Below are 25,019 nucleotides of genomic sequence, written 5' to 3' on the forward strand. Positions count from 1 at the left end.
ATCATGAGTGTTAGCATCATTTTGATGGGTTTGTTAGTCGGTGTCTTAGTCGGATTGACAGGTGTAGGCGGAGCTGCGCTTTTAACTCCTCTTTTAATAGTGCTTGGAATCAATCCTTCCATTGCAGTCGGTACGGACCTTGTCTATAACTCGATCACCAAGCTGTTTGGTGTTGCGTCCCATTGGCGGCAGAAAACAATCAATTTTAAATTGGTAAAATACTTAGCCATCGGCAGTATTCCGAGTGCTTCTATAGCCATTGGCATACTTCATTTGTTTCCCGCCTTCCACCAGCATCAGGAAGAGATTATTAAACACGCTCTTGGTTATGTGTTGACCCTAGTTGCCATTTCGATCATCGTCCGCCTGTTTCTGGACAAAAAACTTCGCCCGAACCGCTGGCAGCTGATGCCGCTAGAAGATAAGCGGATGCTTACGATTCTTATCGGTGTCGTGTTTGGATTTATCGTCGGCTTGACGTCGATCGGTTCCGGCTCGTTGTTTGCGATTGCTATGCTGTACTTATTTAAAATGAAAACATCCGACATTGTCGGAACAGATATTGCGCATGCTTTTCTGCTCGTTACTGCGGCAGGTATTTTAAATGCAAGCTTCGGGAGTGTTGATTATTTGTTAGCGGCCAATTTGCTTATCGGTTCCATTCCGGGGGTGCTGGTTGGCAGTCATCTCTCACCTAGATTTTCACCCCGTCCGCTGCAATTTATTATGGCATCCATTATCTTAATCAGCGGATTAAAGCTGATTTAATCAAGAAGGCTATCCTGTACAGGATAGCCTTTCTTGGTTTATAGCGTCACACCCGATTTAAAAATGGCAAGCTCTCTGAAGTCATTTTTTTCGTGATTCACAAGCTCTCCGCTTGCAACCTTCGTGATATAATCGATAAACTCACGAAGCACAAATTCCTCATGAACATCATCCTCTGCTAAGAGACCTGCGTTAAAATCAATCCAGTGCGGCTTCGTCTCGTACAGCTGTGTATTCGTCGCCACCTTTACCGTTGGAACAAAAGTGCCGAACGGCGTGCCTCGCCCCGTTGTAAACAAAACAATGTGGCAGCCCGCCGCAGCCAATGCGGAGGAGGCGATTAAATCATTGCCAGGCGCGCTCAATAGCGTCAGTCCGTTTGTCTGAAGCACTTCACCGTATTTTAATACATCTGAGACAGGAGAAATCCCCGCCTTTTGCGTGCAGCCCAGCGATTTATCCTCAAGGGTGGAAATGCCGCCTGCTTTGTTGCCTGGCGAAGGGTTTTCGTACACCGGCTGATCATGCTGTATAAAATATTGTTTAAAATCATTGATTAAATCGACAATTTTATGGAATACCTCTTCATTGGCAGCCCGCTGCATCAGCAGCGTTTCCGCCCCGAACATCTCCGGCACCTCCGTCAGCACCGTGCTGCCTCCCTGCGCAATGATATAATCAGAAAATCGTCCGAGCAATGGGTTCGCTGTGATGCCGGAAAAACCGTCAGACCCCCCGCATTTCAACCCTATTTTCAGTTCAGAAAGCGGGATGTCTTCCCGTTTATCCCCTTTGGCCGCTTCATGGATGTCCTTCAGCAATGCGACACCTGCCTCCATTTCGTCTGTCACCGACTGGGATTCAAGAAACTTCACCCGATCCTTGTTGACATCCTGAAGCGCTTTTTTCATTGCTGCCAACTCGTTATTTTCACAGCCGAGCCCCAGCACCAAGACACCGCCGGCATTTGGATGGCGAATGGCGTTCAGCAAGATTTGCCTAGTATTTTCATGATCATCGCCAAGCTGTGAACATCCGTATTGATGTTTTAACACTAACACATTGTCAAACGGGGCAATATCCCCCGTTTCTCTGACAAACCGCTGAAGCATTTTTTCGGCAATTCCATTGACACAGCCGACGGTTGGCACGATCCACAATTCATTGCGAACACCGGCATTGCCGTTTACTCTTCTATATCCTTTAAATGTCCGGTTCTCATGTGTGTATGGATTTTGTTCAAATTTCGGTGTATAACTGTACGTTTGGATATCAGATAAATTTGTTTTTGTATTATGAACATGAATATGCTCTCCAATAAAAATATCTTTTAACGCATGCCCGATCGGAAACCCGTATTTGATGATGCTGTCGTTTTCCTTTATATGCTGCAATGCAATCTTATGCCCTCTTTTAATATCATCTTTTACTTCAATCATCACGCCGCCCGCATTCAGCCGCTCTCCCTTCTGAATATCACGCAGAGCAAGCAAAACATTATCCTGTCTATGAATCTTTATAAATGATTTCACAGCACTTTCCCCCTTTGCAGACAGCATTGTTCAAGAGCCCGCTCCATTCCCAGTTCATGAATATGATTCAAGTACTCAGCGACTCTCTCAGTCAGCTTCGGAATCTCATTCAGATTTGCTCCCCACAGCCATTGTTCTCCTAATAAGGCTGAAGCGATACGGAGCATATCTCCGCTCTCCTGATTCCAAACCTCTTGGAAAAATCGAAGAACAGCCGGGTCATCCTGCATTTCCCTATTCCGATAACTATACAGAAGCGCGCTGAATGAAAACACTAAACGTGCAGGAAGCTGTCCCTTCTGTTCAACATATTCCTGAAGGGTCGGCAGATTTCTCGTTTTGAATTTTGACACTGAATTCAGTGCGATGCTTTCTGCATAATGTTTGATGTACGGGTTTTTAAAGCGATTCAGCACATCCTCTGCATATTGAGTAAGCCCTTCCATTTTCAAAACAGGAAGTATTTCATCATGAATCAGATCCTCAACAAAGCGCCCCACTGCCGGATGTTCAACTGAATCACGCACCGTTTTCAAACCGTATAAAGAAGCCACTGGCGTCATTGCCGTATGCGTACCATTTAAAATTCTCACTTTTTTCGTCCTGTATGGGGTCAGATCGCTGACAATCTTTGTATGAAGACCGGCTGCCGCAAAGGGCAATTCTTCTCCAATCCAATTCGGCCCTTCAATCACCCATAAATAATACTGTTCTCCCACAACAACCAGTTCATCTTGATAGCCTAATTCCGCAGTGATCTCATTAATGCTGTCTACAGGAAAACCGGGAACAATGCGGTCTACTAAACTATTACAAAACGTGTTGGCGTTCTGAATCCATTGCGCAAACCCCTCTTCCAGCTCCCATAGATCAGCATAATGCAAAATCGCTTCCTTCAGCTTTTGCCCGTTATTCTCAATCAGCTCACACGGAATCAAGACACACCCTTTTGTCTCGTCTCCGGCAAAAGCTTGGTAGCGAAAGTACAGAAAAGCTGTTAATTTCCCTGGAAATGTTTTTTGCGGCCTATCCTCTAAGCGGTCTTCTTTCTCACAAACAATACCAGCTTCGGTCGTATTAGAAATGATAAAACGCAGTGATTCGCTTGAAGCCAACTTTTTGAACTCGTCATAGTCGGAAAACAGATCAATCCCGCGGCTGATTGAATTGATAATCATCTTTTCGTTTACCGCTTCTCCATCCTTCATTCCCTGTAAAAAAAGAGTATACAAGCCATCCTGGTCATTTAATCTTTTGATTTTCTCTGAACCTCTCGGCTGTACAACTGCGACACTTCCATTGAAATCAGTATGTCGATTCAATTGCTCAATTTGCCAATCGACAAACGCCCGCAGAAAATTTCCTTCTCCAAACTGGAGAATCCTTTCCGGATACTGTGTATAGCTTTCGTACAATTTTTTATTCAGCTTTTGCACCGTCATTGCCTCCCTTTCGGATTTATGCACACGTTAACATTTCTCTGTATAAAGAATGCCCGCTGGAAAAACGGGGCATCATGTCGTGACATCTTTTACTGAATCACGCACCATAAACTCTGTGTTTTCAAAGATTTTTTCTGCTTTCGTATCAGGTGTGCTGATCAGCGCCAATAATTTTTTTGCACCGAGCACGCTGATTTTTTCAACAGGACGTTTCACTGTAGAAAGCCTTGGCGTGATATATTGCGAAAAACCAATATCATCAAACCCGATGACAGATATATCATCAGGCACGCGCATCCCCTTGGCAAATATGGCATTCATTGCTCCGATCGCCATGTCATCATTCGAACAAAAGACAGCGGTTGGAGTGTTCGGAAGCGCCAGCAGGCGTTCCATCGCCTGAAAGCCGCTCTCCATATCGTATTGCCCTTTTACACTGTATTCATGTTTGATCGGTATATGATGGCGAATCAGCGCCGCTAAGTAGCCTTCCTTTCGCTGCTGAGATGATTTAAATCCTTCGATTCCCTCAATGATGGCGATGTCTTGATGTCCGTTTTTAATCAAGTATTCTACAGCTTCCTGAGAACCTTCCTTGTCATTGGACAATATGTTGGTAATGCCTCTGTCATCGATATCCCGGTTCAGCACGACGAGCGGGATCTTTTTTTCCCGAATATGATAAATAAAAGAATTATCAATATCACTTTGACTCATTAAAATAATTCCGTCATATCTCATTGGTGTTACAGAGTCATAGCTTTTCAGATCATCAATGCCGCGCACATACAGATTGTACTCCTCGCTGATTGCCTGGTTTACGCCTTTTATGGTATCAGCGAAAAAACTGTGTGAGGTTCCGTTTGTGATGCTTGTAAAGAAAAGCCCGATCGTATGGGATTTTTGCATTGCAAGGCTTTTTGCATTCACATTCGGTGTATAGTTGAGCTGTGAGGCGAGCTCCAATATTTTTTTCTTCGTGTGTTCTTTAATATAAGGGCTGTTATTGAGTGCTCTGGAAACGGTTGTGTGGGATACGTTTGCAAGTTTTGCGATATCTTTAATGGTTACCATCTATTTCCCTTCCTTATCATACCGGCTACGATTCGTTATTACATATTGTATCATCAAACACAACGCCTCTCCCACCATATTTCCAGATTAATAAGAAACCGTATCATCATGCGTTCCTGCTGCGCTGCCGATGATCGGCCGCACAAAACGGATGACAGCCAGTGAAGCGAAGACGGCCAGCCCTCCGGCAAGTAAAAATGCGCCAGAAAAAGTACCCGTCCGGTCAACAATAAAGCCGGTTAAAGCGGGACCGATGATGCCTGCGGTGTTGGCGAGAAAATGCATGAATCCGCCAACCGAACCGACATTCTTTTGGTCGACTACATCCTGAATAACAGCCCAGTAGATCGCGCCCGTCAAATATAAAAAGAAGACAGACAGAGCCACGAGCGTAACAGCGCTTACAGTTGTGGTGACAAGCCCTGCCAAACCAATCAATACCGCGGAAGAAAACAAACACGTGACGAGCACGACTTTACGCGAAAACAGCACGCCTTTCCGGACTGTTTTTTTGTATACATAGTCCGAAACAAATCCCCCGGCTGCCAGGCCGATAAATCCTAAAATCCACGGAATGACTGTGATGACACTCATTGACCCAACACTTAACCCCCGCTCCTCGACAAGATAGCTCGGAAACCACGTCAAAAAGAAGAAGAGGATGTAGTTGTAAGCGAAAAAAGCAAACGCCGTGAACAAGACTGTTTTTTGTTTCAGATAAAAGGTCAGCGGAATTTTCTCCTCGGGAGCGGCTTCAACTTTCATCGCAGGAGCATTGCCCATTGGCTCAGCCGGCTTTTCTTTTACGAATTTTAACCAGAGAAATGCCCAAATCAATCCGATGATCATGATGAGAACGAAGGAGACCTTCCAGCTGAATGCAACGGCGATCATGCCGACAATTGGGCCGGAAATGGCTCCGCCAAGGGGCGTTCCGCTATTTGTGACTCCGACAACAGACGCCCGCTGAGTCGGCGGAAACCAGTTATTGACCATTTTATTGATGGTCGCCGAAAGCGGCCCTTCCCCCATTCCAAACAAAATTCGTATGATCAGCAGGCTGACAAAGCCAAAAGCCAATGCAACTGCTCCGCTGAACAGCGACCAAACGACCATGGCCACAAATAAGGTCAATTTTGCTCCGTAGCGGTCGGATGCCACACCGCCAAGAAAATTGAAAACGGCATATCCAATCGAAAAACTGCTGAAAATCAAGCCCATTTGTGTAGCGGACAGTGTGAGATCATCCTGAATGAATGGAGCTGCAATGGACAATGCCGAACGGTCCAGATAGTTAATCACACCAGCCAGGAACAAAAAAAGGATGACTGGAAGCTTATCTTTTGAAAACATCTCAACCTCACCCCTATGTTGGTTCAGTATCTGTATCTGCTTTCGTCACACTCCTGAATAAGCGATAAAACCTCCATCGACAGGAACGGTGATGCCGGTGACAAAGCCTGAATAGGAATCATCCGCCAGCCAAAGAAGCGTGCCGAGCAGGTCCTCCGGTTTTCCAAATCGCTTCATCGGTGTTCCCGCAATAATCTTTTTAGAGCGGTCTGTAAAGCTTCCATCCTTATTGATCAGCAGATCGTGATTTTGTTTTGTCAGAAAAAAGCCTGGTGCGATTGCGTTAACCCTCAGTCCGGTTTCCGCAAAATGCACAGCCAGCCACATTGTAAAATTATTGATTGATGCTTTGGCCGCACTGTACGCCGGAACCCTCGTCATAGGTGAATAAGCGCTCATTGATGAAATATTCACAATGGCTGGTGAGTCTGCCTTCAGCAGTTCCTTTCCAAACACTTGGGTAGCCAGAAATGCCCCAGTGAAATTGGTTGAAAAAACAGTTGAAAATCCGTTTTCATCCATGTCAAAGAATGATTGCCCTTCTCCTTCTTCTTCATATGTCTCCACATCAGTAATCGCAGCGGGATGATTTCCTCCTGCTCCATTGATTAAGAGATGAACAGCGCCAAATCGGTCAAGGATATCAGTCTTCGCCTTCTCTAGCGACGTCCTGTCCAGCACATCAGCAGAAACGGAACATGCTGTGCCGCCAGCTTTCGTAATTTCCCTCACAACCTCTTGTCCTGTTTCAGCTGCCCGGTTCAGTATCGCCACCTTCATGCCATGGCGGGCAAGCTCCCGGGCCATGGCCGAGCAGAGCACACCGCTGCCCCCTGTGATAACAGCAACTTTACCTGCCAGTCGATGATGAAGAGGAATCATAATTCCACCTCTTTTTTCGCCATTGATTCGTACGCGTCCCACAGTCCGTTCAAATACATGATGCCTAAAGCGCGATCGTATAAGCCGTAGCCCGGACGGCATTGCTCTCCCCAAATATGGCGACCGTGATCCGGCCTGACATATCCGTTGTAATCCTGCTTGTGCAGTTCTGCCATGACCCCATGAATATTAATCGAACCGTCCTTTGTCAGATGAGACGTTTCAATAAAATCCCCATTTTCAAAGATCTTCACATTGCGAATGTGTGAAAATGGAGCAAGCCCGGCATATGTTTTAGCAATTTCCACCATGTCATTGGCGGGATTGGCCCCCATGGAACCGGTACATAAGGTGATGCAGTTAGAAGGTGAGTCTGATATGGCCCGCAGCTTCTCATAGCTTGCCTCTCCTGTGATAATACGCGGCAATCCAAAAATCGGCCAAGGCGGGTCATCCGGATGAATGGCCATTTGAATGCCATGCGCTTCAGCAACCGGCAGAATTTCCTTCAAAAAAAATGATAAATTGTTCCACAGTTGTTCTTCATCGACCGTCCTGTAGGCCTCAAACAGTTCTTTGATCCGAGCCATTTTTTCAGGCTCCCACCCTGGGAGTGTCAGGTCAGACGCTTCTTCCACCGTCCGGATCAGCTCTTGAGGCTCCAGGCTCTCCACTTTGGCTTTTTCAAAAAACAGAGCGGTTGAGCCGTCTTCCAGCGGACGGAACATGTCGGTGCGTGTCCAGTCGAAAATCGGCATGAAATTGTAGCAAATCACTTTCACGCCAAAAGCAGACAGATTGCGGATGGTCTGCTTATAATTTTCAATGTATCGGCCGCGTTCTTCGCTGCCCAGTTTAATCGCTTCATGAACGTTTACGCTTTCGACAACCTCCGCATGAAAACCATGGGATTGTATATATTCCGTCTCAGCTTTGATTTCTTCTATTTCCCACACTTCCCCGGCAGGTTTGTGATGAAGAGCCCAGACGATGCCTTTCACCCCGGGAATTTGTTTCACGTGTTCAAGTGTGACTGTATCGTTGCCTTGTCCATACCATCGAAATGTAATATTCATCGTACACCTCCGGATTGAGCCTTTTAATCAAATGTGATCACTGCCTTCCGCACCTGATCGGGATGCTCCTTGATAAATTGAAACGCGTGATGGACATCATCAACTGAAAACGTATGGGTGACGAGCCCGTTATGCGCTAACCGGCCTTCATTCAGCAGCTTTACAACTTTCGGAAACTGATTTGTCTGGAGTCTTGAGCCGGTAATCGTGACTTCTTTTTTTGTAATGGGGAGCTGGGGAATTTGTGACGCTCTCTCATCAAATCCAAGCACCACCACACGCCCTGCCGGAGAAACAACATCAACGGAAAGCTCAAAAGTCGCAGGGAGACAGACAGCATCAATGACTACATTGGCTCCTTCATTGCCCGTCCATTCCCGAACCCGCTCAGCCGCATGTTCTGTTTGAACATTCACAACAGCGTCGGCACCGTTTTCTGTAGCAAATGCCAGCCGCTCATTATTTAAGTCGGTTATCATGACGGAAGCACCCGCAAGCTTTGCCATTTTTAACACACAGATGCCGATAGGCCCCGCTCCCTGAATCAGAACGCGATCACCCTTTTCCACCTGTCCCCGCCAAACAGCCTGGGCACCTATTGTATAAGGCTCGGCCATAACTGCCTCCTCCCAAGGCAGCTCTTTTGAAACCGCGTGAAGCTGCTTTTCAGGAAGCACAACATATTCCCGCATCCCGCCGTCTTCATGAACGCCAAACACAGAAAGCTTCGCACAAACATTTGGCCGGCCTTTACGGCAGGCATAACAGTTTCCGCAATAAGAAATCGGTTCAATCACAACATGGTCTCCGGCTTTCAGGCCTTTAACATTCGCACCAACCTCCTCCACTTCTCCCGTTACCTCGTGTCCGATTACTCTCGGAAGGGTCGCAAGCGGATTCGTGCCATGATAAATATGCATGTCAGAACCGCAAATTCCGACTCGTTTTACTTTGACGAGCACCTCATCAGTCTTTGAAAGAACAGGCTTTTCCATGTCTGCTGTCACCAAATCATACGCTTTTCGCACTTGAACCGCTTTCATTTTCTCACCTGCTTTTTAAAAATTCATACACGCTCCGAGCAATTGAAATTCCGTGTTTCCTGTTTCTTTCCTCATGCAGCTGCTCCAATTCGCCAGGCACATACACTCGCCCGGCTCCTCTAGCCGGAGGTGATTGCTGCAGTTCATCAAGCATGGCGTCCATCTGCTCTAAAAACGTATCTTGTCCGGTAAAATAGGACGGATGGATCGCGCAAACATAATGTCCAAGCTTCCTATTTTGATCAAGATCGCCATACATTTTAGCGATATGCGGCCCAAAAGCCGCCCCAGCCAGCAAACCTGAAAACACATCCACCACAACAGACAGCCCGTAGCCTTTAGGACCCCCGAACGCTGAAAGTGAGACGACCTTGTGAGGGTCTGTTACCGTCTCTCCGTTTTCATCGACTCCCCATCCTTCTGGTATTTCTGCGCCCTCTTCACGCGCCTGCAGAATCTTTCCAAATGCCACTTTTGACGTCGCCATATCTAGGATAAACGGTTTTTTATGCTTTGCCGGCACACCGTAAGCAATTGGATTCGTGCCTAAAAAAGGAGACCTCCCGCCAAACGGGACGACAATACTGTCAGTATGAGACATAGCGATTCCGATCAGTTTTTCCTCAGCCGCTTTTTGCACAAAATAACTTAACGCTCCGCAATGGCTGCTGTTTGTCGCGGTGACCATGCCAACACCATTTTTCTTTGCCATTTCAATGGCATGAGTCATCGCCTTATCGGCAATCACATGGCCGAACCCGTCATCACCGTCCAGCACTCCTGTCACCGGCCCCGTTTCTTTAAAAATGGGACACGCTTTTGGATTGATGCCTCCAGCCCTCAGCCTGTTCACATAATGTTCTGTTCGCAAAACACCATGAGAATTCACATTACGTAAATCGGCGTGTATGAGCACGTCTGCTACTTTTTCGGCATCTCGTTCATTCAAATTGGCGCCGATCAGCTTTTGCTGAACCAGTTCCTTCGCTTCTTCAGCGGAAATCGTTACCGTATTCAATTCAATAAAGAGCCTCCTTTCTTTCAGTTTCATCACTTAGCGAAAACCCTTACAAATTATTATTACTTGCTAACTATTCAAAATATTCTTTATATGGTTGTTTGATCAGTTTCTATGCTGAAGCTCTTCGACAATCTGTGCATGCTGCTGATCTGTCAGTTTATAAAGAAAACCGATAATGACCATAGCTAATGCCAAAGCAATGGCGGGATACAGAAGAAGAAGCGCTTTAATGCCGAGCAGCGCCTGTGCCGTCTGGGCTACGTTCGGCATGTATCCGACAAGCCCCAATCCGATCCCCGAGAGAAATCCAGACAATGACTGAGCAAGCTTTCGCGAGAAGTTAAAGAGGGAATATGTCGTTGCTTCTTTCCGCTCACCGGATTTCCACTCGCCGTAGTCAATGATATCTGAGACAAGCGCCCACGTAATCCCATTGGGAATACTGATCCCAATAAACGCGATGCTTGCAAGGATGGTAAACACATATACATTTGAAGGAAGCATAAAGTTGATCAGGTCCGCGGCAACGCTGATGCCGAAACCGATCATTGCGGTTTGTTTCTTTCCAAACATCTTAACGAGCTTTGGCAGAAACACGACGCCCAAAAAGGAAGATCCAATAATGATAAAGTTCATATAAGCCATCAGTTCGACATTGCCTAGGTTATATTGTGCGAAGTATACGAGCATTGCGGATTTAATGTTGTATGCGGAAATCGAAAAAATGGTCATCAGGACAAGGGTTAACAGCGGTTTGTTCGTTATAAACGTTTTGACGACAGATGAAAATGTTAATTTCTCTTTTGGCGCTTCCGCAATAACAATACGTTCCTTGCAGTTGCGATAGCAAATATAAAACCAAAGCACACCGAGAACAGCAAACAATCCCATGACCACCGGATAGCCTACCTTCGGGTTATCAAATTTGACGAGCAGCGGCATGACGGCCACGCTCGTGATAAACAAAGCCCCGAGTGAACCGATTTGGCGAAAAGTAGAGATAGAAGTCCGGTCTTCGGTATTTTGAGTCATCGCCGCTCCCAATGAACCGTACGGAATGTTTACAAATGAATAGCCCACGCCCCACAGTATATAGGATGCATACGCATAAATCAGCTTGCCTATCGTTGATACATTCGGGGACAGAAAAATAAGAACAGTAAGCACCGCAAGAACAATGCTGCCGATTAATAAATAAGGCCTGAATTTCCCACGCCTGCCGATGTTTTTGCGATAATCAATTGATGAGCCGACAATGGGGTCTGTTACAGCCGCAAAGAGCTTGCTGACTAAAAAAATACTTCCCGCCATTGCAGCCGGAATTCCCGCCACATCAGTAAAATACTTTAATAAATAGATTTGGCCTAAATCAAACATAAAACCGTTCCCAAAATCACCAAAACCATAGGAAATTTTCTCTTTCAGTGAAAGCCTCTTCTCCGTTTCAATCGACACAACCTTATTTTCCAGTTCTGCTCGCATCTTCCACCTCTGTGTCTTAAGAATTTTCGATGAGATGTCCGCTCAGTATGACGTATCTGAGCGGAACTTATTTTATACGTTTGCCTTTTCTTCTTGAAATTGAAAATATTGTTTCGCATTGTGATAGCAAATGCCTTGTACGATACCGCCAAGAAGCTCCATATCCTTCGGCACTTCACCGTTTTCAGCCCATTCGCCGATCAGATTGCAGACAATCCGTCTGAAGTATTCATGGCGTGTATACGACAAAAAGCTTCTGGAATCAGTCAGCATGCCGATAAAACGGCTGAAAAGCCCAACGTTTGACAACGCTTTCATTTGATCAAGCATTCCATCCTTGGAATCGTTAAACCACCATGCTGTGCCAAATTGTATTTTCCCAGGCGTGATGCCGTCTTGAAAGCTATTTATCATGCTGGCAATGACATAGTTATCATTTGGGTTGAGCGAATATAAAATCGTTTTCGGCAGCTGGTTTTTCATTTCGATTGAATTCAGCAGCCTGTACAAAGGCTTCGCAATTTCTTCGTCATTCATAGAATCATAGCCTGTATCCGGCCCCAATTTCTTCATCATTTTCGTATTCGTATTTCTGAGTGCATTGATATGAAACTGCATCGCCCAGTCGAGCTCAGCATACAATCCGCAAAGAAATTGAAGCGTATATGTCTTGAATTTCTTCTCATCTTCGTAAGAAACCTGTTCCCCGTTTAATCTTGCGGTAAAAATGAGGCCCGCTTCCTCTTTGTCCGTTTCGGCAAACACCATTGAATCAATCGCATGATCAGATACTCTGCCGCCGACTGAATGGAAGAAACGCACTCGTTCTTCAAGAGCCTTCAAAAACTCATCATAGGTTGTAATCGAAAGTGACGCAGCCTTTTCAAGCGCCTGCACCCAACCCGGGAAGCCTTCGCGATTGATTTCCAGCCCTTTATCCGGCCGAAATCCCGGCAGCACACTGACAGGAAAATCTTTGTCCTCTTTTAATAATAGGTGGTACTCGAGGGAATCGACAGGGTCATCGGTTGTGCATACTACTTTTACATTTGATTTCACAATGAAATCCCTTGCCCCGAAGCCTTCTCCTTGCAGCAGTTCATTCGTCCGTTTCCAAATATTTGGCGCCGATTGCTCATTTAATATCTCGTAAATCCCAAAAAATCGCTGCAGCTCTAAATGGGTCCAATTGTAGAGCGGATTGCCAATCGCCATCGGCACTGTTCTCGCCCATGCCATGAACTTCTCCTCATCAGCTGCATCGCCTGTAATGTATGTTTCTTCAATTCCATTGGCTCTCATGATGCGCCATTTGTAATGGTCTCCATACAGCCAGGCTTCTGTCATGTTTTGAAATCTCTTATTTTCATAGATTTCTTTCGGACTCAAATGGCAGTGATAATCAATAATCGGCATGTCTTTCGCATAATTGTGATAGAGGTTGACAGCGGTTTCATTTTTCAGCAAAAAGTTTTCTCCCATAAAGGGTTCCATGTCCTCACCGTCTTTCATTCTATTTCAAAATGTTAACGTTAACATTTTGATTTGTTTTTATTTTACCTTTATATTCCTCTGTGATCAATCTCTTTTTAAAATTTAAATGTGAACGTTAGCAAATAAGCGCAAAAAAGACATTGCCGTAAAGCTGCCTGAAAAGACCTCTTTTTGGCAATGTCCGATTTTACAAGAAAGGATTAGTAAGCCAGGCTGAATAGTCCTTTAATGTGTGTTAAGTAGCGTACGTTACTTGCTTCTTTCATCAAGGAAGCAGGAAGACCTTTAAGCGGTGTAGAATTAGCACCAATGATGGCTACCGCATCTTTGCGTCCAAGACTTGCAAGTGTACCAGAGTTTACTGGCTGGAATGTTTCAAGTGTTTTTCCTTCTAAGTAAGCGAAAAGGTTGTAACCGATCAGCTCACCCATTTGCCATGCGATTTGTGCAGTTGGCGGGTATGGACGGCCGTCTGCCGCAAAGTAAACTGCGCTGTCACCGGCAACAAATACATCTTCATGAGATGTAGATTGAAGGAAATCGTTAACTGTCGCACGGCCGCGGTTCACTTCTAGACCTGATTCGCCGACTAAAGGATTTCCTTGTACGCCGCCAGTCCAAACAAATGTGTTGGCAACAACTTTTGATCCGTCTTTCAGATCAATCACGTTTCCTTCTACATTTGTAACAGGAAGGCCTGTTAAGAACTCAACGCCGCGTTTTTCAAGGCTTTTAGTCGCGCGTTCGATAAGATCATCCGGAAGAACAGGAAGGATTTTCGGACCTGCTTCAACCAATTTCAATTTGATTTCTTTATGATCTACGCCGTATTTTTTCGCAAGGTTCGGCATGATGTCAGCAAGCTCACCGACAAGCTCAACGCCTGTTAAGCCGCCTCCGCCGATAAGGATTGTTGCATCCGCTTCGTTTTTCGTTTTAGAGTACTCACGCACACGGTCTTCAACGTGGCTGAAAACTTTGTTAGCATCAGCAGCAGATTTAAGAACCATGCTGTTTTCTTCAAGTCCTGGGATGCCGAAGTAAGCAGTGACAGAACCAAGGCCTACTACTAGCGCATCGTAAGTTAATGCAGAACCGTCAGCAAGCGCAACCTCTTTCTTATCAACAGAGAAAGAGCTGACTTCCGCGATTTTAAGATCAATGTCTTTGCCTTTGAAAAGTTTTTCTAACGGCATTGCAACCGCTTTTTCAGACACGTTGCCTGCTGCAAGACGGTGTAATTCCGTAATGATTTGGTGAGTTGGGTATTTGTTTACCACTGTCACGCGTGCTTGTTCTTTTGTGTAATGTTTGCGAACTGTTAAAGCAGAAAGAACACCGCCATAACCAGCGCCTAAAATGACAATATGTTTTGACATCGTATATCCTCCGTCCTTTATATCAATTTGAATCTGAGATTATTTTTGTTTTTCGTTCATGATTTCAAGGTAGCTGTTAGCAAAACGGAACAGCTTTTGAGCTTGAGGATCTTTCAGCATGCGCAACAGGCCGAAAAGTCCAATCGTTTCGTTGCTAGCATCCGCGCGGTCTTTCGCTTCGATTGCAGTCGCAGCCACTTCTTTTGCTGTTTCTTTTACAGGCTCAAGAATTTCAGTGATTGCACCGACTGTATCGCTTTTCAATACTTCGTCAGTCGCAACAGACTGAGCGAAATCGTAAGACTTCGTTAAAATATTCACTAACTCAGTCAGCTTTGGAAGCTGGTCAACTAAAACAGTCAGTGATTCTTGAACTTCTGGCTTTAACAGCTGATCAATAAGATCTTGCTGGCTTTGGCTGACAGACGCATTTGTTTGATCGATTGTTTCTGGCATATCCAATTCTCCTTTACTATAAGCAGTATGCTGATTTTTTGGAAAGGGTAGTGCCTCTCCCTGATCTCATGTTTGAAAGCATGAGAAGAAGGATTGTGAATTCGTGCACAATCATTCGCAAAAATAAATGTTTACTACCCAGTTTTTCATCTTGCCATATTCAGTATTATTTTTATCTCAAAAATAAACCATTGAATAAGTCAAAATCCTTTACTCTCTCTGAAAATAGCAAACATAAAAAACTCCAATTTGATTACCTTCTATATGATAACACTTTTTGAACAAAATTTGAACGTGAATTGCTTCGATTATGAAATTAATTTATATGGTGCCCGTGTCATAACATTTCTTCAGCACTAGTTATTGACAATCCATCAATTTTCTCCCCTACGCGTTACCCATATGTCTAATAGAGGTTCTCTTTTTCCTGTAACTGGATCCAATGCCGGAAGTACTGCTTGCTCTATATTCTCTAGCGCAGCCGCTCTTTCATCCGGCTTTCCCGTCTTCATATCATACCGAGAACCATCTGGATAAGCGCCGATTACTGTAAAATCGGGGCTCGCGCTTAGCTTTTTATGGCCGACACCGGCTGGAATGACCGCTGCGTCGCCTGTTTTGACAGGAACAGCAGCTCCTTTTTCTCCCCCAAATTGAATAACAGCCTCCCCTCGGACTGCGATTAGGACTTCATGCGTGTTGCTGTGATAATGATGGTACGGAAAAACACTGCCCGACCAGCTGTTTAGCCAGCCATGCCGGTTGACGATCCGCTCTGCCTGTTCAGCACGTCCCATAAAAACATTTTTATAGATAACGAGCGGAAAATCAGGGTGATTTGGAATCCTGCCGTCATCCTGAAAAAAGTACGTTTCTGTTTCCATCATTTTCACCTCCCTATTTCTGTCTTCCACTTATATTGATCCGTAAAACATCATTATTTTCTCACAATTCCGTTGATCTGTATCATCCCGGGTAGTATAGTATAAAAAAATAATGCCAGAATGAGGGATTTGATGAAAGCGATCGTAATCGGAATATTGGCTTCTCTCTTTTTCGCCGTTACCTTTATTTTAAACAGGGCGATGGAATTATCCGGAGGCAGCTGGCTTTGGAGCGCCTCGTTACGCTTTATTTTTATGGTTCCGTTTTTATGTCTGATTGTCATAATGAAAGGGAAGTTCGTTCCTCTTTTACAAGAGATGCGGAAAAAGCCGTTTTTTTGGATAAAGTGGAGCTTCGTCGGTTTTGTTCTTTTTTATGCGCCGATCACGTTTGCCGCCGCATTCGGGCCGGGCTGGCTCGTAGCCGGAACATGGCAAATTACCATTGTAGCCGGTGTGCTGCTGTCTCCATTTTTCTATGAGAAAAAAGACACGCCTGGAGGCACTTTGCTCGTTCGGCAAAAGATTCCCCTTGTTTCGCTGGGCACTTCCGTCGTCATTCTGATTGGGGCAGCGCTGATTCAGCTCCAGCATGCAGAATCGCTTTCCGGAAAAATGCTGCTCTTCAGCGTGTTGCCGGTTGTCATTGCTGCTTTCGCCTATCCGCTGGGAAACCGGAGAATGCTTGAGCAATACGGAGGCAGGCTTGATACGTTCCAGCGTGTGCTGGGAATGACCCTTGCAAGCCTTCCATTCTGGCTTGTATTGGCAACTTACGGTTGGTGGTCAGATGGCCTCCCGACCGCGGGGCAAACCGTTCAATCCTTTATCGTTGCCGTCAGCTCAGGCATCATTGCGACCGTTTTATTTTTCCGGGCAACGGATATGGTAAGAGATCATCCCCAAAAGCTTGCTGCTGTTGAAGCAACACAATCCGGGGAAGTGATATTCGCTTTGCTTGGTGAAATAATCCTGCTGTCAGGTGTTTTCCCTTCCATTTTATCGTTTGCCGGCTTAATGATTATTATTGCCGGAATGGTGTTACATACCTTCGCTTCCCAACAAAAACCTAAAGAGAAAACTCAGTCAAATCTGACTGCTTAGCAGCTTCTGGAGAATGGGCGAAAGCCCGTTCTCCTTTCTTTTTAACGCCTTCCAAAAGAGACCTGTTTCACGTTATATTTATGTATAGTCTAAGCCCACTTAACTGAAAGGTGATATTTTAATGGAAGCAAACAATCAAAAAGACGATATACCAGCAATCTCATTCACATCTGTGCGAAAAAGCTATGAACAAGAGGGACAAACCTATGATGTATTAAAGGATGTCACCGGAGACATTAAACAGGGTGCAACCGTGGCCGTTTTGGGCCCTTCCGGTTCAGGAAAAAGCACACTGCTGTCAATGTGTAATTTGATGAAAACACCGGATCACGGTGAAGTGAAGATTTACGGAAAGGAAGTCAGAGACTGGAATGTGAATGAACTGAGGCGGACGGCCTCCCTTGCCTTTCAATCCGCCCCCGTCCTTGACGGAACGGTGCGTGACAATCTGAATCTGGTACAAAAGCTCCACCAAACCCAGCTTTACTCTCCTGAAGAGCTCGCTTCACTGACAGGCCTGTCTCCAGAGCTGTTAGACAGGAGCGCCAAGGATTTATCCGGCGGACAGCGGCAAAGGCTTTCACTTGCCAGAACACTCGCAAACCCTTCCTCCATCCTATTATTGGACGAAATTACATCTGCCCTGGACCCTGTTTCTGCTCTGGAGATTGAAGAGCTGATCAAAAGGCAGCATCAAGAGAAAAAGCTGACGGTCATGTGGGTGACTCATAATATGGAGCAGGCAAAACGAGTAGCCGATTCCATTTGGTTTATGGCGGATGGTCAGCTGCTGGAAATCGCAGAAACTGAAACATTTTTCTCTAATCCGCAGCATGAAGCAGCCAAGGAGTTTTTGAAGGGAGGCACTCAATAATGGATTATCTTTCCCTCTCTTTAACGATGATCTTTGTTTTGATCGCCTTGTTTTTATCAAAATCCTTTAAAGCCGGCGTAGAAAAAGACATGATCATTGCCACCATCCGGGCCGCGTTACAGCTGCTTGTGATCGGTTATGTGCTGTCGCTGATATTTCATGGGGATCACCCTGTGTTTATCCTGCTGATGGTGCTGTTAATGCTGGCGGTGGCGGCGCAAAACGTCGTCAAACGAAAGAAAATGAAAATCGGTTCTTTTTGGAGGGTGTTTGTGGCATTAGCGATTGTAGAAATCGTCACCCAAGGCATTCTTCTGGCGCTTCACATCATCCCGCTTACCGCACGGTATGTCATCCCGATCAGCGGAATGGTCATCGGAAATTCAATGGTGCTCGCGAGCCTGTTTTTAAACCGGCTCAGCTCCGAGATCGGGGTGCGCAAGGAAGAAATTCAATTGATTTTGTCGCTTGGCGGCACACCAAAACAATCCATACAGCATATCCTGACTTCCGCTATGAAAATGAGTATGATCCCAACGCTCGAAAGCCAGAAGACATTAGGGCTCGTCCAGCTTCCCGGCATGATGACCGGCCAGATCTTAGCGGGCGCGGACCCGATTCAGGCAGTTCGCTTTCAGCTTTTGATTGTTTTTACAACGATGGCGTCCGCCGCGCTGACTTGTGTCATACTCAGCGTGCTGACATACCCGTCATTATTTACCGCGCATCAGCAGCTGAAGCAAAATGGTTAACATTATGACAGCGATTTCGGGATTTGCAGATCACATAAAAGCCGCTTCTCAACAGAAAAGCGGCTTTTGTGCTGTTTATTCCCCAGCCATTTCTTCATAATACCGTGAAAGTTCAATAATCATCGCGCCCATCCGCTCAATCTCCGGAGCAAGCAGCCTTGTGATCCCTTCTTCCCGCAGCGCTTCAGCTGTCACTTTTCCGACAGCCGCTGCGATGGCATGCTCTTCGAATACAGCCTTCACTTCATTGATAAAGTCGCGCTCCTTGGCAAATTGAAACAGAGAACGAACCTGAATGGCCGTGGTAAAACAAACAGCATCCAATTCACCATTCAGCAGTTCCCGGCATAACTGTTCCACCGTTTCCTCCTCTGGCGGGATATGCTGATAAGGGAGAATCGGCAAAACTGAAGCTCCTTTTTCTTTCAAAAATGCTATGAGGGCAGGTGCATTTTCTCCGTGAAGCTGCACCATTACTTTTTTTCCTGAAAAGTCGTAAGGCTCCAAGGACCGGATCAATCCGCTGGTTGTCCCATCTTCATCAGAAGCCTCTGCGGTGATGCCAAGCTTTTTTAACGCAGACAATGTTTTGTACCCTCGGCACGCCGCTTTAGCCTGGCGAATCGCCAGCAGAAACTCGTCCTTTACTCCGATTTTCTCTGCCATCTTCACAAGCGTCTCCGTACCGATGCCTGTCGTAAAGATCACCCAGTCGGCTTTTTCTTCCGCAAATTTGCGCAGCTCCGGCTCCACCTGCTCCTCTGCCAAGTACACCGTTCCTTGGAGAGGCCGGACGACAGGAATTCCGCCCTGTTTTTCAATGATTGTGCTGATTTCTTCCGTTTTCCGAGAACCGCCGATCGCAACGCGTTTTCCATGTAAACCTTTACCCATATCCGTTCCTCTCCTCTTTGCCAGCTTAGGCTTTATATGTATATAACCTTTAATAAAGCTATTGTGTCGCAAACCAAGGGAGAAATCAAGATGAACCAAATGCCTCTCATTACCCGTTGAATACACCGGATGCATGCTGTAATATAAACAACAGACACGCTTTAACGGAGGATCGACCATGGAAACAAAAGAAGAATACGAAACAAAAGGCTACGACACATCGGTTATTTATGAATTCAACGAATATCCCGACGTCCATAGCGGACGCTGTGATAATTGTGACTATACGCTTTTTAAAAGCTCCGTAAAAGGCGGAAAGTTTTTGAGAGAATGCCGGAGATGCGGGATGAAAAAGAATATTTAATAGAAGATGTTCGCGGGGCGGGGGCTGGCCTCTGCACCCCAGAACAAGCTGGAGAAAGCAGGATACATTATTTTATTTTCGCTGCAGTCTCCAGCCCTTTGTATATCATTCCCACCGTCTCTTCCGGCGTCATCTCTGACGAATCCAGCCACAGGCCAAGACGCGGTGTTTCTGACTGCAAGACGGCATCGAGAGATTCAATGCTGATATCTCCATATCCTTTTTTCTTGCGTGCTGATTCTCTTGCGGCTATTATGTCAGCTCGGGGTGCCAACACGATCACATACAATGGACGATAACTGATCAACTTCACCATTTCTTCTAACATAGGTCCGATGATCACATCCTGCACCACCGTATGAAACCCCGCTTCAGCATACATATCCGATACGTTAGCCGCCAGCCGGTAGCGAAGACGCAACTGTTCCAGCGCCTCAGCTGAAGGAGTGTCTGACATTTGCATTTCGCCGTTTACGATCATTTTTCTAAATACATCTCCCCTGACATGAACGCTCTTGTCTAAACGCTCAGAAAGAAGCTGGGCAACTGTGGACTTCCCCGCTGCCATCACCCCTGTAATCAGATAGACGGCGTTTTCTTTACTCATTGCATCCCATCCTTTTTAAAAGAAGAAAAACCGAAATCTCAGCAGATTTCGGGTGCAAATGTGTTATTGCGGAACGACAGACTTTTTTATGAAGGCTTCAATTTCCGCAGCTGCCTTCTCCGCTCCGCCTGCTTCTTTTACGTCTTTCTGCATGTCTTTTACACGGTTGTGCATTTCTTTATCTCCGGATACGTCCTGAACTGCCTTCTGCAAACGGGAGACGCTGACCTCTTCTTTCGGCAAATAGACGCCGAGGCCTAATTCATCAACACGCCGGGCAGTGAGCTCCTGCTCATACATTTGCGGAATCACAACAAGCGGTACCCCCGCATTCATTGCCTCCATCGTACTGTTCATTCCCCCGTGAGAAACAAACAGATCGGCTTTCGCTAAGATATCCAACTGCGGAACGCGCTGGCGTACTGTAAAGTTGTCAGGAATGTCACCTAGACTGTCAGGTTCAATTGATATCCCTGTTGACATCACAACATGCCAGTCGGAATTCCGAAATGCATCTATACACATACGATAAAATTCCGGCCATGCGTTAAAAGCGGTTCCCAATGAAATCAGCATGAGCGGACGATTGCCTGTTTCCGGCAGCAGGCTCTCTTGTTCACCTCGTTTTCCAAGTGAAGGGCCGACAAAGCAGAATCGCTCATCAAAGGTTTCGTTTTTAATCTGAAAAGACCGCGGCATAAAGACAATATTTAACGCTTCCGGTATAGCTAAGTGTTCAAATGAGACAGCCGGTAAGTTTTCTTTCTCAAGGTAAACCTGGAAATCGGCCTCCGCTTGTTTGAGTTGCTTGAGCATCTCTTCACTTCCAAGCTGGAAGGATTCATTTTGCGCATAGGAAGAACAAAGCCTGATGGCCGGCACATTCAGCTTATCAGCAAACAATTTTCCCGCAAATGCGATAAAATCATAAACGATAAGATCAGGCTGGTCATTTTGATATAATTCTTCAAGCTGAGGCAAGATTTCGAGCGATTCTTTTAAAATGCTAATCGGTGTTTCATTTTTCTCTATCATTTCCCTAATGCGTTCCGGTTCCACGTTAATCGTAGTTTGATATAAAAGCGGGCTTGCCCCGGCTTGCTTCACCGCAGGCGCGAATTCCTCAGTCGTCGCATAAGTGACACGGTGCCCTTTTTCACAAAGCTTCTCCACTAACGCAAGAGTGGGATTCACATGTCCGTATGCCGGGATATTAATAATTGAGATATGATGCTGTCTCATCATTTCAGCCTCCAATTTTCATATTATATGTTGACACGAAAACTCTTTAGTCCGTATATCACACTATTTTCAATCGGGGTGATACTGACTGGCTCCATATGAGAAAACGTTTGAGTCAAATCCGTTAACGCAATGGCTGCTTCAAGCCGTGCAAGCGGAGCCCCAAGACAAAAATGAATGCCGTGGCCAAACGCAATATGCGGATTGGGATGGCGGTGAATATCAAACATGTGCGCCCTGTCAAACTTCGCTTCATCACGATTTGCAGACGCCACAAACGCTAACACCATGTCGCCTTCTTTCATCTGCTGGCCACCAATCTCTGTATCCCGTTTGGCAATTCGCCGCAAGACAGGTGCAGGCGCCCTGAAACGCAGAGCTTCCTCCACCGCCTGAGGCACCAGCTCTGGATGCCGCCGCAATTCGTTATAAACGCCCGGCGTGTCTAAAATGCTGTACATCGCGTTTGAAATCAAGTTCGTTGTCGTTTCGTTTCCCGCCACCAGCAGCAATGTACAAAACGGAATCAGCTCTTCTCCGGAAAGCTTCTCGCCGGTTTCTTCCGCTTTAACTAAAATGGAGATGATGTCCTGTTCCGGTTTCTTCCGTTTTTCTTCTATGATGCCGGCAAAAAACGCGGCTAGCTCTTCCTCGCACTTGTTCCGCTCTTTCAGAAAGGCTTTCTCCGCTTCCTCACTTCCATCTCTTGGTGTGCTCACCAAAATATCAGACCATGTCTTAAACGCATCCATATGCTCTGAAGGAACGCCTAAAAGCTCAGATATCACAATGACAGGAAGCGGATATGAGAAATCCTGGACCAAATCAAACTCGCTTCGCCCATGAAAACGATGTATCAGATCATCTGCGATGTCTTGAATTCTTGGTTCCCACTGCTTCATGACACGCGGTGTAAACGCTCTATTGACAACAGAACGGATTTGCGCGTGTCTTGGGGGGTCCATATTAATGATCGAATTCCCGATAGAACTTATCTGCTCCGGCATATAACTGGAGAAAAGCTCTTTATCCCCAATCACTTTTTTGACATCATCATAAAGAAAAACACTCCATACTTGATTGTCTTCATCATAGGTAACAGGAGCTTCCTTTCTCATCGACTCGTACCACGGAAACGGATGATAAGCATCCTGTTTATTTTTTCCGTTCATCAGTGCACGCTGCAAAGCTTGTCGCCGATTTACCACATTCATGCTTTTCCCCTCCCCATGAAAGAAAAGATTCAGCAATTGACGAACTTCACCACCTCCTGCTATCGAAAAAGAGAGGGACATCCATTTTGTCGTCTGAAACAGCAGGCAGGTCTTCAAGATGCCGGTGCAGGCATCATATAATCCCCCTCGAATGTTGTTCATCTTACCATAATCTTTCAATTTTTTTCTATTACGCACACCCGATTTGGTTCACAACGTGACCTTAGGCATGCTCATCGATTTTAGAAACGCAATCAATAGCTTATGAAAATCTCACACGTCGCCCTCATCCGCAACGTAAGCACTACTCTAAAAGATGACTTTTCCATTATGTAAAGCATGCTGAAGATATGATTAAATAGAAAGTAAAATGGTGAAGGAGAGAACAAATGACTGCACAGATCAACCGTAAAAAACTAGTTGTCGGCATCGTACTTTCACTTGCATTTGTATTGTTTGTGTTCTCTTTTTCTGAGAGACATTCAAAACCGCTCGTTGAGGGAAAAAAACAGGAAAACTGGCATACTGTCGTCGACAAAGCCTCTGTCGATATATATGGAAGCCGTTTAGTGGAAGAAAGCAAACTAAAACAAAAGCTCGGCCATAAACAAGCCGATTCGGTACTAACCCTTTTGAAGCTAGCCAGCGAAAAACATATTGCCCTGTAAAAACAAAAAAAGAGCCTCCGGCTCTTTTTTTGTTTAATCAAATACGGTTTTCTTATCCGGATGACGCTGAAAGTCAAAAAGCATGCTGAGCTGTGACTGTGTGTTTCGTTTTGGAGAAAGCGGGGGGAGCCTGTCTTCCGGAAAAAAAGCGGCATGGTTCGTCTCAATCCCGGTTTTCTGCTGCCCGCCCGTTATGCTGCATTCAATGAAGATCTTATAGTAATGATAAGGCTGAGGGGGGTGAGGATGCTTATGGCTGTCCAGCACGGCCAGTAATCGAGAAGGCACTGTATCGTAACCCGACTCTTCTTTGATTTCCTTGATCACATTTTCAGCGGGTGATAAACCAATTTCACAAAACCCGCCTGGGAGTGACCACAGCTCGTCATGCTTCTCCCGGACAAGCAATATGCGATTCTCTCGAAATACCGCGCCGCGAACATCCGCCTTCGGTGTCGGATAGCCTTTCTCGCCCTTCCATAAATCAGTGATGACTTCAATGTCCTTCTCCGAGTAATCCGCCATCATCTCTGCGCTGAGCTTCATCAGCTCTTCGTACCTTTCCCTGTCATAAACATCCTTGGAAAAAGCAAGCCCCGCCTGTGCGATCGCCTGAATCCGCTGGGCCCGTTCCAGCCATTTGGTTTGCATAATTGATCACCTCACTACCATTTTATACTATCAATCTCTTTTAAATTAAAAAAGCATGCTCCGATTTTCCGGTGACATGCTCAAAAGATACCTTAATTCAGTTTTACGAAATATGTAATATCCTCTGTTTCAAAATTTAAAAATGATGGACTATATGACAGATTAAGGTTTTTTTCTCCTTTTGGAATCACGAAACTGACTGTGCCTGTTACCTTTTTACCCGAGGCTAACTTTCCTGATTTAAGGCTTGTTTTCAGGTCAGCAGTAGATACTATGTTTGCTCTGATTGATTGATCTTTGCCATCTTTCAATTCAAAACCGCCACTCGTATAATTGAAAGACTTGTCGCTTGTATTTTCGATCGTTACCTCAGCTATTAAAAATTCTTGATTATTATTTATTGTTTTTTCTTTCTCCCCAATTTTTGTCTTATACTCGCCTTGTTCTGCCGTCGTATATACTTTATTGACCGAGAAATTTGTGCTGGAAGCTTTAAAAGTTTCGCCTACTTTATGCACCTTTTCATCCGTTTTGGTTTCTTTTTCCTCTGTTTTCTTTTCCGTTGCTGTTGCTTCTTTCTTTTCTGTCTTTTGCTCAGCTGACGCATCACTGGACTGGCTACATGCAGAAAGCGCAAATCCAATCGTTAGCACAAACAAAATGAATAATGCTTTTTTCATTGCTGTTCCTCCATCTAAAGTAATCGTTTTCTATTATAATCACGCTTTTCCTTTTCTTAACAGGGAACAAAGTAACAAATTAC

Annotated in this window: 25 protein-coding genes; 6 read left to right on the forward strand and 19 right to left on the reverse strand. The window is 45.4% G+C overall.

Annotated features, from left to right (window positions below; all coding sequences use genetic code 11):
• Positions 1-3: 3 nt before the first annotated feature.
• Positions 4-768: a sulfite exporter TauE/SafE family protein gene (locus WA325_RS11195; protein WP_044156273.1), complete on the forward strand. Its 765-nt coding sequence runs from the start codon at positions 4-6 to the stop codon at positions 766-768.
• A gap of 38 nt (positions 769-806) precedes the next feature.
• Here WA325_RS11195 and WA325_RS11200 read toward each other — a convergent pair whose 3' ends face one another.
• The 13 genes from WA325_RS11200 to WA325_RS11260 form a co-directional block, all read right to left on the reverse strand.
• Positions 807-2,300, reverse strand: a complete 1,494-nt coding sequence (locus WA325_RS11200) for a UxaA family hydrolase (protein WP_105953665.1) — start codon at positions 2,298-2,300, stop codon at positions 807-809.
• Positions 2,297-3,736, reverse strand: coding sequence for a tagaturonate reductase (locus WA325_RS11205; RefSeq protein WP_336183623.1), 1,440 nt, complete (start codon positions 3,734-3,736; stop codon positions 2,297-2,299). The genes WA325_RS11200 and WA325_RS11205 overlap by 4 nt, the downstream gene beginning before the upstream one ends.
• 78 nt (positions 3,737-3,814) lie before the next feature.
• Positions 3,815-4,816 (reverse strand): LacI family DNA-binding transcriptional regulator, encoded by a 1,002-nt coding sequence (locus WA325_RS11210; protein ID WP_059292966.1) that lies wholly within the window; start codon positions 4,814-4,816, stop codon positions 3,815-3,817.
• A gap of 87 nt (positions 4,817-4,903) precedes the next feature.
• Entirely contained in the window at positions 4,904-6,169 is a 1,266-nt protein-coding gene (locus WA325_RS11215; protein ID WP_105953668.1) for an MFS transporter, read from the reverse strand.
• 45 nt (positions 6,170-6,214) lie between these two features.
• Complete coding sequence (locus WA325_RS11220) at positions 6,215-7,051, reverse strand: SDR family oxidoreductase (RefSeq protein ID WP_336183624.1); 837 nt, start codon at positions 7,049-7,051, stop codon at positions 6,215-6,217.
• Positions 7,048-8,127: a mannonate dehydratase gene (gene uxuA, locus WA325_RS11225; protein WP_305933943.1), complete on the reverse strand. Its 1,080-nt coding sequence runs from the start codon at positions 8,125-8,127 to the stop codon at positions 7,048-7,050. Before uxuA ends, WA325_RS11220 begins: the two co-directional genes overlap by 4 nt.
• A gap of 23 nt (positions 8,128-8,150) precedes the next feature.
• Positions 8,151-9,170 carry a zinc-binding alcohol dehydrogenase family protein gene (locus WA325_RS11230; RefSeq protein ID WP_326325837.1) on the reverse strand — a complete coding sequence of 340 codons (1,020 nt, stop codon included), beginning with the start codon at positions 9,168-9,170 and terminating at the stop codon, positions 8,151-8,153.
• 4 nt (positions 9,171-9,174) lie between these two features.
• Positions 9,175-10,188: an ureidoglycolate dehydrogenase gene (gene allD / locus WA325_RS11235; RefSeq protein WP_336183625.1), complete on the reverse strand. Its 1,014-nt coding sequence runs from the start codon at positions 10,186-10,188 to the stop codon at positions 9,175-9,177.
• Between the two features lie 105 nt (positions 10,189-10,293).
• Complete coding sequence (locus tag WA325_RS11240) at positions 10,294-11,673, reverse strand: MFS transporter (protein WP_336183626.1); 1,380 nt, start codon at positions 11,671-11,673, stop codon at positions 10,294-10,296.
• Between the two features lie 72 nt (positions 11,674-11,745).
• Positions 11,746-13,167, reverse strand: coding sequence for a glucuronate isomerase (gene uxaC, locus WA325_RS11245; RefSeq protein WP_336183627.1), 1,422 nt, complete (start codon positions 13,165-13,167; stop codon positions 11,746-11,748).
• 200 nt (positions 13,168-13,367) lie between these two features.
• The gene (locus WA325_RS11250) at positions 13,368-14,546 is read right to left on the reverse strand and encodes an NAD(P)/FAD-dependent oxidoreductase (RefSeq protein ID WP_336183628.1); all 1,179 of its coding nucleotides are present in this window, start codon (positions 14,544-14,546) and stop codon (positions 13,368-13,370) included.
• 39 nt (positions 14,547-14,585) lie between these two features.
• The gene (locus WA325_RS11255) at positions 14,586-15,002 is read right to left on the reverse strand and encodes a DUF1641 domain-containing protein (protein WP_010333866.1); all 417 of its coding nucleotides are present in this window, start codon (positions 15,000-15,002) and stop codon (positions 14,586-14,588) included.
• Positions 15,003-15,376: 374 nt separating this feature from the next.
• Positions 15,377-15,889 carry a cupin domain-containing protein gene (locus WA325_RS11260; protein WP_442895279.1) on the reverse strand — a complete coding sequence of 171 codons (513 nt, stop codon included), beginning with the start codon at positions 15,887-15,889 and terminating at the stop codon, positions 15,377-15,379.
• Positions 15,890-16,018: 129 nt separating this feature from the next.
• On the opposite strand from WA325_RS11260, the gene WA325_RS11265 reads away from it, so the two are divergent.
• From WA325_RS11265 to WA325_RS11275, 3 genes are all read left to right on the forward strand, one after another.
• The gene (locus WA325_RS11265; protein ID WP_336183630.1) at positions 16,019-16,990 is read left to right on the forward strand and encodes a DMT family transporter; all 972 of its coding nucleotides are present in this window, start codon (positions 16,019-16,021) and stop codon (positions 16,988-16,990) included.
• Positions 16,991-17,111: 121 nt separating this feature from the next.
• Complete coding sequence (locus tag WA325_RS11270; RefSeq protein WP_336183631.1) at positions 17,112-17,864, forward strand: ABC transporter ATP-binding protein; 753 nt, start codon at positions 17,112-17,114, stop codon at positions 17,862-17,864.
• A complete protein-coding gene (locus WA325_RS11275) occupies positions 17,864-18,616 on the forward strand; it encodes an ABC transporter permease (RefSeq protein WP_248339182.1) in 753 nt (250 codons plus the stop codon). Before WA325_RS11270 ends, WA325_RS11275 begins: the two co-directional genes overlap by 1 nt.
• A gap of 75 nt (positions 18,617-18,691) precedes the next feature.
• On the opposite strand, the gene WA325_RS11280 is transcribed toward WA325_RS11275, so the two are convergent.
• On the reverse strand, positions 18,692-19,510 hold the full coding sequence (locus tag WA325_RS11280) for a uroporphyrinogen-III synthase (protein ID WP_336183632.1): 819 nt from the start codon (positions 19,508-19,510) through the stop codon (positions 18,692-18,694).
• 178 nt (positions 19,511-19,688) lie between these two features.
• On the opposite strand from WA325_RS11280, the gene WA325_RS11285 reads away from it, so the two are divergent.
• Positions 19,689-19,874 (forward strand): hypothetical protein, encoded by a 186-nt coding sequence (locus tag WA325_RS11285; RefSeq protein ID WP_010333860.1) that lies wholly within the window; start codon positions 19,689-19,691, stop codon positions 19,872-19,874.
• A 67-nt stretch (positions 19,875-19,941) separates the two neighbouring features.
• Here WA325_RS11285 and WA325_RS11290 read toward each other — a convergent pair whose 3' ends face one another.
• The 3 genes from WA325_RS11290 to WA325_RS11300 form a co-directional block, all read right to left on the reverse strand.
• Positions 19,942-20,481 (reverse strand): AAA family ATPase, encoded by a 540-nt coding sequence (locus tag WA325_RS11290; RefSeq protein ID WP_105953680.1) that lies wholly within the window; start codon positions 20,479-20,481, stop codon positions 19,942-19,944.
• A gap of 63 nt (positions 20,482-20,544) precedes the next feature.
• Positions 20,545-21,723: a macrolide family glycosyltransferase gene (locus WA325_RS11295; RefSeq protein WP_336183633.1), complete on the reverse strand. Its 1,179-nt coding sequence runs from the start codon at positions 21,721-21,723 to the stop codon at positions 20,545-20,547.
• A 23-nt stretch (positions 21,724-21,746) separates the two neighbouring features.
• Positions 21,747-22,937 (reverse strand): cytochrome P450, encoded by a 1,191-nt coding sequence (locus WA325_RS11300; protein ID WP_336183634.1) that lies wholly within the window; start codon positions 22,935-22,937, stop codon positions 21,747-21,749.
• A gap of 389 nt (positions 22,938-23,326) precedes the next feature.
• Here WA325_RS11300 and WA325_RS11305 point away from each other — a divergent pair, with 389 nt between their 5' ends.
• On the forward strand, positions 23,327-23,605 hold the full coding sequence (locus tag WA325_RS11305; RefSeq protein ID WP_024121023.1) for a hypothetical protein: 279 nt from the start codon (positions 23,327-23,329) through the stop codon (positions 23,603-23,605).
• 33 nt (positions 23,606-23,638) lie between these two features.
• On the opposite strand, the gene WA325_RS11310 is transcribed toward WA325_RS11305, so the two are convergent.
• A complete protein-coding gene (locus WA325_RS11310; protein ID WP_336183635.1) occupies positions 23,639-24,256 on the reverse strand; it encodes an NUDIX hydrolase in 618 nt (205 codons plus the stop codon).
• Between the two features lie 92 nt (positions 24,257-24,348).
• Positions 24,349-24,936, reverse strand: coding sequence for a DUF4352 domain-containing protein (locus tag WA325_RS11315; RefSeq protein WP_248338225.1), 588 nt, complete (start codon positions 24,934-24,936; stop codon positions 24,349-24,351).
• Between the last annotated feature and the right edge of the window lie 83 nt (positions 24,937-25,019).

Source organism: Bacillus sp. 205(2023) (assembly GCF_037027485.1).
Taxonomy (GTDB): Bacteria; Bacillota; Bacilli; order Bacillales; family Bacillaceae; genus Bacillus; species Bacillus halotolerans.

Bases quoted from the DNA above. Each gene is read 5' to 3' on its own strand.
- WA325_RS11310 (WP_336183635.1), bottom strand. From the start codon at position 24,256: ATGCAAACCAAATGGCTGGAACGGGCCCAGCGGATTCAGGCGATCGCA.
- WA325_RS11260 (WP_442895279.1), bottom strand. From the start codon at position 15,889: ATGATGGAAACAGAAACGTACTTTTTTCAGGATGACGGCAGGATTCCA.
- WA325_RS11220 (WP_336183624.1), bottom strand. From the start codon at position 7,051: ATGATTCCTCTTCATCATCGACTGGCAGGTAAAGTTGCTGTTATCACA.
- WA325_RS11300 (WP_336183634.1), bottom strand. From the start codon at position 22,937: ATGAATGTGGTAAATCGGCGACAAGCTTTGCAGCGTGCACTGATGAAC.
- WA325_RS11290 (WP_105953680.1), bottom strand. From the start codon at position 20,481: ATGAGTAAAGAAAACGCCGTCTATCTGATTACAGGGGTGATGGCAGCG.
- WA325_RS11210 (WP_059292966.1), bottom strand. From the start codon at position 4,816: ATGGTAACCATTAAAGATATCGCAAAACTTGCAAACGTATCCCACACA.
- WA325_RS11255 (WP_010333866.1), bottom strand. From the start codon at position 15,002: ATGCCAGAAACAATCGATCAAACAAATGCGTCTGTCAGCCAAAGCCAG.
- uxaC (WP_336183627.1), bottom strand. From the start codon at position 13,167: ATGGAACCCTTTATGGGAGAAAACTTTTTGCTGAAAAATGAAACCGCT.
- WA325_RS11295 (WP_336183633.1), bottom strand. From the start codon at position 21,723: ATGAGACAGCATCATATCTCAATTATTAATATCCCGGCATACGGACAT.
- WA325_RS11285 (WP_010333860.1), top strand. From the start codon at position 19,689: ATGGAAACAAAAGAAGAATACGAAACAAAAGGCTACGACACATCGGTT.
- WA325_RS11230 (WP_326325837.1), bottom strand. From the start codon at position 9,170: ATGAAAGCGGTTCAAGTGCGAAAAGCGTATGATTTGGTGACAGCAGAC.
- WA325_RS11270 (WP_336183631.1), top strand. From the start codon at position 17,112: ATGGAAGCAAACAATCAAAAAGACGATATACCAGCAATCTCATTCACA.
- WA325_RS11240 (WP_336183626.1), bottom strand. From the start codon at position 11,673: ATGCGAGCAGAACTGGAAAATAAGGTTGTGTCGATTGAAACGGAGAAG.
- WA325_RS11195 (WP_044156273.1), top strand. From the start codon at position 4: ATGAGTGTTAGCATCATTTTGATGGGTTTGTTAGTCGGTGTCTTAGTC.
- WA325_RS11215 (WP_105953668.1), bottom strand. From the start codon at position 6,169: ATGTTTTCAAAAGATAAGCTTCCAGTCATCCTTTTTTTGTTCCTGGCT.
- WA325_RS11275 (WP_248339182.1), top strand. From the start codon at position 17,864: ATGGATTATCTTTCCCTCTCTTTAACGATGATCTTTGTTTTGATCGCC.
- WA325_RS11280 (WP_336183632.1), bottom strand. From the start codon at position 19,510: ATGGGTAAAGGTTTACATGGAAAACGCGTTGCGATCGGCGGTTCTCGG.
- uxuA (WP_305933943.1), bottom strand. From the start codon at position 8,127: ATGAATATTACATTTCGATGGTATGGACAAGGCAACGATACAGTCACA.
- WA325_RS11315 (WP_248338225.1), bottom strand. From the start codon at position 24,936: ATGAAAAAAGCATTATTCATTTTGTTTGTGCTAACGATTGGATTTGCG.
- WA325_RS11250 (WP_336183628.1), bottom strand. From the start codon at position 14,546: ATGTCAAAACATATTGTCATTTTAGGCGCTGGTTATGGCGGTGTTCTT.
- WA325_RS11265 (WP_336183630.1), top strand. From the start codon at position 16,019: ATGAAAGCGATCGTAATCGGAATATTGGCTTCTCTCTTTTTCGCCGTT.
- WA325_RS11305 (WP_024121023.1), top strand. From the start codon at position 23,327: ATGACTGCACAGATCAACCGTAAAAAACTAGTTGTCGGCATCGTACTT.